At 27.8% G+C, this 12,186-nt stretch carries 4 protein-coding genes; 2 read left to right on the top strand and 2 right to left on the bottom strand.

What is annotated here, in order from left to right; translation table 11 throughout:
* Nucleotides 1-23 precede the first annotated feature (23 nt).
* Nucleotides 24-2,237, top strand: coding sequence for a sialidase family protein (locus tag ACQRD5_RS01985; RefSeq protein ID WP_291627479.1), 2,214 nt, complete (start codon nucleotides 24-26; stop codon nucleotides 2,235-2,237).
* A 162-nt stretch (nucleotides 2,238-2,399) separates the two neighbouring features.
* On the opposite strand, the gene ACQRD5_RS01980 is transcribed toward ACQRD5_RS01985, so the two are convergent.
* Entirely contained in the window at nucleotides 2,400-3,074 is a 675-nt protein-coding gene (locus ACQRD5_RS01980; protein ID WP_291627481.1) for a hypothetical protein, read from the bottom strand.
* A gap of 2 nt (nucleotides 3,075-3,076) precedes the next feature.
* Entirely contained in the window at nucleotides 3,077-3,409 is a 333-nt protein-coding gene (locus tag ACQRD5_RS01975; protein WP_291627483.1) for a PadR family transcriptional regulator, read from the bottom strand.
* A gap of 190 nt (nucleotides 3,410-3,599) precedes the next feature.
* Between ACQRD5_RS01975 and ACQRD5_RS01970 the strand changes: the two genes are divergently transcribed.
* Nucleotides 3,600-12,185 carry a GH36-type glycosyl hydrolase domain-containing protein gene (locus ACQRD5_RS01970; RefSeq protein ID WP_427746485.1) on the top strand — a complete coding sequence of 2,862 codons (8,586 nt, stop codon included), beginning with the start codon at nucleotides 3,600-3,602 and terminating at the stop codon, nucleotides 12,183-12,185.
* The last annotated feature ends 1 nt before the right edge of the window (nucleotide 12,186 follow it).

Below are 12,186 nucleotides of genomic sequence, written 5' to 3'. Positions count from 1 at the left end.
ATAAAATAATTGGAGGAAAATATATGAACAAAAAATTATTCAGTAAAATTTTATCCACGGCATGTGCAATAGCAACTATGACATTATGTTTCTCAAAAGTACAAGCAGCTACAGTAAGTGATACTGCTACTATTGATTCATCTAAAAGTTACATTATTTATAGTGGTAGTACAAAAAATGCACTATATGATGATAACGGAGTTAATGAAGGCTGGCTAAGACAAGGTAACTATTTAGATTTTGATAAGAGCTTTAGCTGGAAGATTGAAAAAGATGGAGATGGTTTCTATTTAAAAAATGAAGGAACAAATTATTATGTTAAGGGTAATGAGAAGGTTAACATATACTCAAATGTTGTTTCTGATAAAAATGGTGGAAGTGCAAAAGGACTTTATTCATTTGAACAAGTTGAGGGTGGATATAAATTAAAATCTACAGTTAATAATCAATATTTAACTTATGGAGTAGATAAGAATTATATAACTTTTACAAATGATACATCTGCAGCAAGTGTTTGGCAAATAGAAGAAGTTAGAGATGATGCTGTAAACAATTACATTATCTATAGTAATGATAAGAATACTACATTATATGATAGTGGTGGAGCAAATGAAGGTTGGTTACAAAAAGGTACATATGTAAATTATGATGATAAATTTGCGTGGAGAATTGAAAATATAAACAATAGTTTATATTTAAGGAATGCAGGAACAAATTGGTATGTTAAAGGAAATGGAAGATATTTAGCAGATAAGAATAGTACATTTGTTGTTTCTGATAAAAATGGTGGAAGTGAAAAAGGAAGCTATTTACTTGAAAAAGTTTTACACGGGTATAAAATAAAATCTACTTCTAATGGTCAATATTTAACTTATGGAGCAGATAGAAATTATATAACCTATACAAGTAATTCTCCTCAAGCAACTGTTTGGACAATAGAATATGAGCCAGATTATCCAAAACCACAAGGAAGTATAACTTTATGGGATAATCCATATGGTAATGATTTCTATAGAATACCAGCTATTGCAACTACAAATGAAGGAACATTATTAGCTGTTAACGATTTAAGGTATGATAATCCTGGAGATTTAGGAAACCATCGTATAGATCTTTTATTAAAAACTTCAAATGATAATGGTGTAACTTGGTCAAATCAAGTAAATTTAACAGAAAATTATAGCACAGCAACTTCAGGCTTTGGAGATGCTGCAATAGTAGCAGATCGTAATTCAGATAAGGTTATAATCCTTGCAGCAGCAGGAGATAAAGGATTCTGGCATGCAAATAGTGCTTATGTATCAACTAGGAAAAATCCTATTAAAATAGTAAAACTTGTTTCAGAGGATGGGGGAAAAACTTTTTCTGAACCTCAAGATTTAACTAAGAAAATTTATGATTTAGATTTATCTTGGACAAGATTATTTGCAGCTTCAGGTAGAGTTATGCAATCAAGATATGTTAAAGTTGGGGCTTATCATAGAATATATACATCAATTTTAGTTGGCAAAGGTAGTGCAAATGGAGGAAACTATGTTATCTATTCAGATGACTTTGGTGATACATGGAAGCTTCTAGGGAATGCTACTTCACCAGTACCAAATGGAGATGAAGCTAAAATAGAAGAATTACCTAATGGTAATGTAGTTATTACAAGTAGAACAGGAACTGGAAGAAATATTAATGTATTCACTTATAATGATTCAACATTTGCTACAGGTCAATGGGAATTTTCTTTTAAGAAACTAACACTTGGTAACGGATCAGCATGTAATGGAGAAACATATATAGTATATGCAAAAGATACTACAACTAAGGAATACAAATATTTAGCATTACAATCTCTTCCTACATTAGGTAACTCAAGAAAAGGAGTAGGAATTTATTATAAAGAACTTACTAGTAATGATGTAAATGTTAATGGATTTATAAATGGCTGGAGTCAAGATAATTTCTATATGATTCAGCAAAGAGATAGTGGATATTCTACAATGAGTATTCAAAAAGATGGTAAAATTGCTTTCTTATATGAAGATAGAAAAGAAAACAATGGATATGATGCTCAATTCATTACTTTAGACTTAAAAACAATAACAAAAGGAAAATATGAAATGGCATTTGAAGGAACTGGATCAAAAGATAGTCCATATGTAATAGATACTCAAGACAAATTAGATGCTTATAATGGAATATTTAAAAATGAAAAAGTTAATTGGGATATAAAAGTTGCACAATAAAATTAAAAGAGTTTAAATAAAGAAGATACCTATAAACTAAGTAAGTTTAAAATGCTATGTTTATAGGTATCTTTTTAGTTAAATATTAAAAATAATAAATTACTTCATTTTAAGTTGTTTGAAAGTATATATAGTTTGAATATTAAAAGGTGATAAGTTACTTTATTCTAAGTTAGCAAGTATTTTTGAAAGTGCATAAGAAACTATTATGATAATAATTCCAATATAAAATGGAATATAAAATAATACAGTTTTTAAGAAGTAATTTATTAAGAGAAAAATACAAGAAATTATAAATAGTATTAGCCAAGCTATAAAGAAGCTTTTTACATTATTTATTTCTTTAGACTTATCAAAAGCTGTTTTACAGAAATAACCCAAAATAGAAACAGAGAAAAATATTATAAAAATTCCAGTAATAATTTGCCCTAAGGTTAATGGAAGTTTATATATAGAAAATGTAGAGTTTTTACCTAGAATAGCTGTAAGAGTTGAGGAACAAAGCCAAATAAGTGATAATATACTAGAACTTTGTAAAATAGTACTTAACCATTCTAAAAATCTTTCTTTTTTACTTCGAGGAGGAAAAGATTTAACTATTTCATCACAAAAGCTTTTATAATCTTCTCCAATAATATCACGTACACTTTCATTACGTTTTTCACCATCAAAAAGCATTTGTGATATATCACGTCTTACTTCTTCTTGATGATATTCAGAAATAGCAGAGCCTCTTAAATAAACAACTATATCAGTAAGAATTTCATTACTTTCTTTACTTAAGTTTTTTTCAAATTTATTATTTTCTTTTAGTAGTTTTTTAGTCTTAATATTCATTATTAATTCTCCCCTTTATTATCTGCTAATAATGTGTTTACAGCATTAGTAAGCTCATTATAGCTTTCAATAAATTTTAAATACTCACTTTTACCATCTTGTGTTAAACTATAATATTTTCTCTTTGGTCCTTGATCTGATTGTCTAAAAGTAGCTAAAATAAACCCGTTTTTTTCAAGTCTTAAAAGCAAGGGATAAATAGTTCCTTCAGCAATTTTACCAAATCCATACTCAATAAGCTTTTGTAATATTTCATAACCATAGGTTTCTTTTTTGTCTATTATACCTAGGATACAGCCTTCTAGTGTTCCTTTTAACATTTGTGATGAAATCATATTAACCTCCCAGACTACTTTGTAATACATAGTACCTAACTATAATGTAATACAAGGTAGTTCTATTGTCAATAAATGTTTATGATATTTATACTTTAAAATCATTAAATTCTATATGATTAATATTTCATATTTTTGCAAATAATAATTTTATATAATTTATTAGGCCTAAAAGAAAGGGGAATTATTTGTGAAGGATGAAGCAATAAGAAAAGTTAGAAAAACTGTACTAATTGAACTAAATGATGCTTTTAAGGGAATTCTTCATAATCATAAATATTTAAATAAGTTAGTAAAGCGGGGGGAAGATATTATTCCATCAGCAGAGTGGCTTTTAGACAATATTTATCTAATTGAAAAGGAATTTAAAACTATAAAGCATAACTTGCCTTATAGTTATTTTGAGAATTTACCTAATATAGAAATTGAGGATTTTAGCTATCCAAGAATTTATTCCTTAGCAAAGGACTATATTGAAATAAATAATAATGTTGTAACTGAAGAAGATTGTGTAAGATTTATTAATAATCAAGAAGAAGATTTTACAATTGGTGAGTTATGGGCATTTCCATTAATGCTAAGAATAGCTTTAATCATTAATCTTGCTTTAATCATTAATGATATGGTAGTCCTTCAAAAGCAAAGACTTGGTGCTAAAGAACTAGCAAATTTAGTTATATCTAATTATGAAAAAAATAATTTAGAAGGAATACTAAAAAAATTAGAAGATAAATATCCTTTAAGAAATAAAGAACATAAGGTAGAAGAAAAACTTGAAGATAATTATATGGGGGACTCCGAAAGCTTACATGATGGATTGTTTTCACCTGAATTTATAGATAAATTTTTTACTATTTTAAGAGATAATTCTATAGAAGATGAAAGAATATACAAATTTGCTTTAAAAAGATTAAAGGGAAATAAAAATAGTAGCTTTGACAAAGAAATAATAAAAGAACATATAAAAGAAGGAGCTATAGCAACATGTATAGGAAGTAATATAAACTCCTTAAGAATAATGGATTCAGTTAATTGGAAAAGATTCTTCAATTTAACTTCTAAGGCTGAAAAGTTATTAATGGAAGATCCATCAAATATTTATAATGAAATGGATTTTCAAACTAAGGATTACTATAGGCATAGAGTTGAAGAAATTTCAAGAAAAACTAATATAAGTGAAATTGATTTAATAAAAACAGCTTTAGAGCTTAGTAGCTTACATTTAGATAATAAAGATATCTTCAAAAAACATATTGGATATTACATAGTTGATGATGGCTTAGAAGAACTTTTAAAAAGATTTCATTTAAATAAAAATATAAATAGAAGCTTATCTCAAGGTGCTTATATATTATCTATATTAATTGGAACTATAGCAGTAGATTTAGTAATTCTTTTATTAACTTATTTTATTCCTTTAACCTTTAGTCTTTCTCAATATATATTTGCTTTTATATTAATGCTAATTCCCTCAAGTGAAATAGTAATTGCTTTATATAATTGGTTTATGGCAAAAATCACAAGAGTTACCTTTATTCCAAAGATGAATTATTCCAATGGAGTGCCTGATAATGAGAAAACTATTGTAGTGATTCCAGCTATACTAAGTGATAGTAGAGATGTAAGAAATCTAATGAAAAAGTTAGAAGTTTATTATTTAGGAAATAGAGATGATAATATTTCCTTTGCATTACTTGGAGATTTATCTGATAGTGAAAAAGAAATAGAATTACAAGATAAGGTTATTAATGAAGAAGGAATAAGGCTTGCAAATAACTTAAATAATAAATATTCAAAAGATAATAATAAGTTTTTCTTTTTAAATAGAAAAAGACAATTTAATAAATGTGAAGATATATATATGGGTTATGAAAGAAAAAGAGGAAAACTTATGGAGTTTATGGCCTTAATTAAAGGTGATAAAAATACAAGTTACAATATAATAAGTAGTGATATAAGTAACTTAATAGATTCAAAATACATAATTACTTTAGATAGTGACACCTTTTTACCTATAGATAGTGCAAGAAAATTAATATCTGCTATGAGCCATATTTTAAATAAGCCTTATGTTAAAGATGGCAAAGTAGTAAGAGGCTACAGTATAATGCAACCAAAGATAAGCGTTAGTTTAGAAGATAAACACAAAACATACTTTTCAGAGATATTTGCAGGGGATTCAGGGGTAGATGCTTACTCTATAGCTTCATCAGATATATATCAGGACTTATTTAATGAAGGAATATTTACAGGGAAAGGGATAATAGAAATTAATAGCTTTTATAGTATTTTAAAGGATGAAATTAAAGATAATAAAGTTTTATCTCATGACTTAATTGAAGGCTTATTAACAAGATGCGCTTTAGTTACTGATATTGAGTTAGTAGATGGTTATCCATCAAGCTATATATCTAGTGCATTAAGATTACATAGATGGGTTAGAGGAGATTGGCAGCTATCTACCTTTTTATTTTTTAAAAAATTATCATTACTATCTAAGTGGAAAATATTGGATAATTTAAGAAGAAGCTTACTTGCTCCTAGTCTTTTAATTGGCTTTATTGCAACACTAACTATTTTAAGTAACGCAATACAAATAGCAGTTTTGTTATTTTTAGCAATTATAATACCCTTAGTTTTTACAGTTACAGATTTTGTAGTAACGCCAAAAAGAAAATTAATGGGTAGCTTTAAAAACTTAAGACAAATTATATTAATAATAAGCTTTATACCATATCAAGCTTATTTAATGTTAGATGCAATATTTAGAAGTTTATATAGATTAACTGTATCTAAGAAAAATTTACTTCAATGGAAAACAGCAGAGAAGGTAGAATCATCAGTTGAAACTACTTATTCATGGTATTACAAGAAAATGTGGATAAGTGTAGTTATAGCTGCAATAACATTGATTTTAAGCTTTTTAAATTCCTATGGAATAATAGTAATTACAATACCTATTGCTATATTATGGGCTTTATCTCCATTTATAGCCTGCAAAATATCCAAGGAAGAAATAATAGTTAAAGATAGGTTAGAAATTGAAGAGGAAGATTTTCTAAGAGAACTATCAAGAAGGATTTGGGCATATTACGAGGACTTTGTTAATGAAGAAAATAATTATTTAGCACCAGATAATTATCAAGAAAAGCCCTATAAAGGAATAGCTCATAGAACATCACCAACTAACATAGGAATGGGATTAATAAGTAATATTGTTGCTTATGATTTAGGGTATTTATCTATAGGTGAAGTTATATATAGACTTGAGCTTAGTATAGATGGAATGAGAAATTTAGAAAAATATAAGGGACACTATTTAAATTGGTATGATACAAAAACAAAGTTATCCCTATGGCCAAGATATGTATCCACAGTTGATAGTGGAAATCTTTTAGGTTACCTGTGGATAATTAAGGAAGAAATTCAGAGTTTTAGAAATAAATCAATAATTAGAGAAAAAGAAATATTAGCTTTAAAGGATACTTATGAATTAGTAAGAAAAGATGATAAAGAAGAGTTTTATGATGGTATTCCAGATGATATAGATATAAGAGAATATAAAAATATATTAAAAGAAGAATTAACTAAAGTGAAAGCAAGATTAGAAAGTTTTGATGATAACTTAGAAGAAAATAAAGATAAGGAAAAGTATTGGCTTAGAAAATTACAAAAGCAAATTGAAGCTAAAATAGATTTCTATGATTTTATTTTTGAGGGGATAGAAAAAATAGTTATAGAGTCTTTAAAGAATTATAAGGTTCCAACCTTACTTCAAATAATAGATATATTAGAAGATATTAAGGAAGCTTCAGGTGAAGAATATAAAGAAATATTAGATAAAAAAATAATTAAGTTAAAAGAATTTGATGAAAGATTAATAGTTTTAGCATCAGAAATTGAAAGCATTATGGAGGATATGAAGTTTGATTTTCTATATAACAAGGATAGAGGATTATTTTCTATTGGATACAATGTAGAAGAAAACTCATTAGGAAATTCTTATTATGATTTAATGGCCTCAGAATCTAGAATAACCTCATTCTTAACAATAGCTAGGGGAGAAATTCCAAAGGAACATTGGTATAACTTAAATAGAAATATAAGTAAGGTTTTTGGCTTTAAAACTCTTGCATCCTGGAGTGGAACAATGTTCGAATACTTTATGCCCTATCAAATTATGAAGTCCTTCAACAATACTATTTGGTCATTAACTTATTCTTCAGTTATTAAGGCTCAAAGAACCTATGGAGATAAAAAAGATGTACCATGGGGTATATCAGAATCAGCTTATTATGTATTTGATCTTAATCAAGTATATCAATATAAAGCCTTTGGTGTACCTGGAATTGGATTAAAGAGAGGTCTTGATGAAGAATTAGTAATTTCTCCATATTCATCTATTATGACTTTACCCTTAGATACAAAAGCTTCATTAGAAAATTTAAAAAATTTATATGATATAAATGCTTATGGAAGATATGGTTTTATTGAAGCAATAGATTATAGTGAAGGAAAAGATAATTCTAAAGAAGTAAGATGTTATATGGTTCATCATCTAGGTATGTCTCTTTTAGCCTTAGATAATGTAATAAATAACAATATATTAAAAGAAAGATTTCATAATATACCAGAAATTAAATCAGCAGAAATATTATTAAAGGAAAAAGTTCCAGAGTATATAGTATTTGATAGAGATGTAGATGTGAGTACTTATAATAAAAAAATAGTTGAGAGAGAAGAATTTATACCAAGAGTATTTAAGGGAAGTAAAAAAGAAAATCCAGAGGTTTTATTACTTTCAAATGGAAGTTATTCAACTATGATTTCAGATAGTGGAAGTGGATATTCTAAGAAAAATGATATGACAGTTTACAGATGGAAGGGTGACAGCACTTCTGATTCTAGTGGAATGTTTTTCTATATAAAAAATTTAAATTCTAATGATTATTGGAGTGCTACCTATGAACCTTGCAAAGAAGAAAAGGATGATTATTTAGTTGAATTTACCTTAGATAAGGCAAGATTTGAAAGAAATGATGGAAATATCAGTACAAAATATGAAGTTATGCTATCAAGTGAAGATAACCTAGAATTTAGAAAAATAACCTTAAAAAATAATGGAGAAAAACAAAGAACCTTAGAGATAACTAGTTATTTAGAAGTAACACTTCAATCCTTTGAAGGTGATGCTGTTCATCCAAGTTTCTCAAACCTTTTTATAAGTACAGAATATGATGAGGAGGCAAAAGCATTAATTGGAAATAGAAGGCCAAGAGCAGAAGGTGCTATAACTCATTATATTTTTCATAATTTAGTTAGTAATAAAGAACTTGAAGGAGATATAACTTATGAAACCTCAAGGCTGAATTTTATTGGGAGAAATAGAAATTTAAAATCACCAAAGGTTATGGATAATGATGCACCACTACAAAATACAGTTGGAACAGTATTAGATCCAATTATGAGTATTAGATGCAGAGTTACCTTAAAACCAGGTGAAGAAGAAAGTATATATTATTTAACAGGGGTAGGAGAGTCAAAGGAAGAAGTTTTAAGCTTAATAGATAAGTATAAGGACATTCCTATTATTGAAAAATCTTTAGATGCCTATAATTATTCAAACTCATTAGAGCTTAAGCATATTGGAATTAGGTCAGCACAAGCTAATATTTATCAAAGCTTAGCAGCATATTTACTTTATTTACATAGTGGTAGAAAAAATAGAGAAGATTATATTAGAAATATTAGCATGAATCAAGAAAACTTATGGGCATATGGAATATCTGGAGATTTGCCTATAATTTTATTAGTTATTTATAGTGAAGAGGATATTGATTTATTAAGACAAACAATTAATATGCATTACTATTTTAGAAATAAGGGAATTAAATGTGATTTGATAATTTACAATGAAGAAGAAGTTTCCTATGAAGAGCCCCTTCAAAAGGATATTATATCAACGATTAATAATTCCTTAGAAAGAGAATATATAAATAAATCAGGTGGATTATTTATTCATAATAAAGCTACTATGAATGAAGAAGTAAGAGACTTTTTAATAGGAATTTCTAGGATATATATTGATTCACAAAAGGGCAATTTATCAAAGCAATTAATTGAAGCTGTTAATTATAATTATGATAAATATAAAAATAGCGAAGCAGTAGCACCTATAAATAGAATAAAGGTTAATATTAATGAAGGAGATTATATTAAGAGTTTTGGAAAGAAAGAAGATAAGCTAAAAACTGAAGATTTAATTGAAAAGGAACTATTAAAAGAAGCTTTAGATATTAAAAAATTTAAAGAAAATACTAATATAGATAATTATGAAAGGTCCTTTGATTTTAAAGAGTCTTTAGTTGCTTTTAATGAAGAGCTAGAGGAAGAATTGGACTTAGATTTCTTTAATGGTTATGGAGGCTTTAATAAAAAAGATAAAAGTTATGTTATTAAGCTTAAGGATTATGCAAATACTCCTGCTCCTTGGATAAATGTAATTTCTAATAAAGATTTTGGGTTCCATATTTCTGAAGTAGGTTCTACTTATACTTGGTGTGGAAATAGTAGAGAAAATAAAATAACACCTTGGAGTAACGATTGGGTAATTGATCCAAGTGGTGAAGCTTTATATATTAGAGATAATGCAAGTGGTGCTTATTTTACAATTACTCCTATGCCTGTTAGAGATGGTGGAGAATATATTATAAAGCATAGTTTTGGATATTCTACTTTTAAGCATACAGCTTATAGCATTAAAGGCGAGATGAAGGTATTTAGTCCAAATAATGAAAAATTAAAAATATGTAAGGTAAAGCTTAAGAACTTATCAACTAATGATAGAAATTTATCTTTGTTTTATTACGCTCAATTAGTACTTGGAGTATATAACTATGGAAGTTCTAAATATATAAGTACTAAGAAAAAAGATAATTATATTTATGGTATTAATCCATATTCTAAATATTTTGGTAAGCTAAAGGCTTATTTATCTATACAAGGAGAAGAAAAGCAATTTTTCACTGGCGATAGAAAAAACTTTATTGGAATAGGTGAAGATTTAAGTAATCCAAAGGCTTTAAGTGAAACTAATTTAAATAATTTATCTGGAAGCATCTACGATCCATGTTTAGCTTCTCAATTAAATATTAATTTAGAGGCAGGAGAAGAAAAGGAAATAGTTATATTATTAGGTGAAGAAGAAGAGGAAGCCTTAATAGAAGAAAAAATAAATAAATATAAGGCTATAGAAAATGTTTATACTGCCTTAGAGGAAGTAAAAGAATATTGGTCAAATTTCCTAGGAAATATACAAGTTAAGACACCAGATACTTCTATGGACTATCTTTTAAATGGTTGGTTAATGTATCAAACCTTAAGCTGCCGATATTTATCAAGAACTGCTTTTTATCAAAGTGGTGGAGCTTATGGATTTAGAGATCAACTTCAAGATTCTATGTCTATAGGAATTTTAAACCCATCTATAACTAGAGAACAAATATTAAGAAGTGCATCTAGACAATATTTAGAAGGTGATGTTCAGCATTGGTGGCATCCAATTATTAACTCTGGAATAAGAACTAGATTTTCTGATGATTTATTATGGTTACCTTATGTTACGATTGAATATATTAAGTCAAGCGGAGATTATAGTATTTTAGATGAAAAAGCTCCATATTTAGAAGATGAGCCATTAAAATCTGGAGAGGATGAAAGATATACTATAGTTAACGTATCAAATAAAGAAGGAAGTATTTATGAACATTGTTTAAAAGCTATAGATAGAGGATTAAAATTTGGGAATCATAATATACCTTTAATGGGCAGTGGTGACTGGAATGATGGCATGAGTACTGTGGGTAATAAGGGTAAGGGAGAAAGTGTATGGGTTGGCTGGTTCTTATATAAGATACTAGATGGCTTTGAGGAACTTTGCAGATATAAAAATGATGTTGAAAAATCACAGGAATATGAAGGTTTTAAGGGATTTATAAAAGAAAATCTAGAAAAGGAAGCTTGGGATGGAGGCTGGTATAGAAGAGCTTATTTTGATAATGGTAAGCCTTTAGGCTCAAGAGAAAATGATGAGTGTAAGATAGATTCTATAGCTCAAAGTTGGGCTATAATATCAAAGGCTGCAAAAGAAGAAAGAGCAATAGAAGCTATGGAAGCTGTAGATAGATATCTTGTGGATAAAGATAAAGGTTTAATTAAATTATTAGCACCACCTTTTGATAAGTCTTCATTGGAACCAGGATATATTAAAGGCTATGTAGCAGGAGTTAGGGAAAATGGAGGTCAATATACTCATGCTGCTGTTTGGGTAATCCTTGCACTAACAAAGCTAGGTATGGGAAGTAAGGCTTGGAAGTATTACAATATGATAAATCCTATAAATCATTCTAATACAGAATTAGAAGCAAGAAGGTATAAGGTGGAGCCCTATGTAATGTGTGCAGATGTTTATATTAAAGAGCCTCATGGAGGAAGAGGAGGCTGGAGCTGGTATACTGGAGCTTCTGGTTGGATGTATAAGGTAGGTATAGAAGATATTTTAGGTTTAAAAAAGGTAGAAGGAAAGGGCTATATTATTAAGCCTTGTGTACCAGATGAATGGAAGGAATATGAAATAAATATTAAAAATAAATTAGAAGATTATAATATATTAATTAGAAGAGGCAAGGAAAAAGGTATTTTTATAAATGGAGAAAAGCAAGATAACAATTTAATTCTAAAGGATAAAGGAAAGCTTAAAATAGTAGTTATTATATGAA

The organism is Clostridium sp. SGI.024, assembly GCF_050315195.1.
Lineage (GTDB): Bacteria > Bacillota > Clostridia > Clostridiales > Clostridiaceae > Clostridium.
Note: the sequence above shows the minus strand (reverse complement) of the source record. Positions and strands in the feature narration are given on the sequence as shown.

Bases quoted from the DNA above. Each gene is read 5' to 3' on its own strand.
- ACQRD5_RS01985 (WP_291627479.1), top strand. From the start codon at position 24: ATGAACAAAAAATTATTCAGTAAAATTTTATCCACGGCATGTGCAATA.
- ACQRD5_RS01975 (WP_291627483.1), bottom strand. From the start codon at position 3,409: ATGATTTCATCACAAATGTTAAAAGGAACACTAGAAGGCTGTATCCTA.
- ACQRD5_RS01980 (WP_291627481.1), bottom strand. From the start codon at position 3,074: ATGAATATTAAGACTAAAAAACTACTAAAAGAAAATAATAAATTTGAA.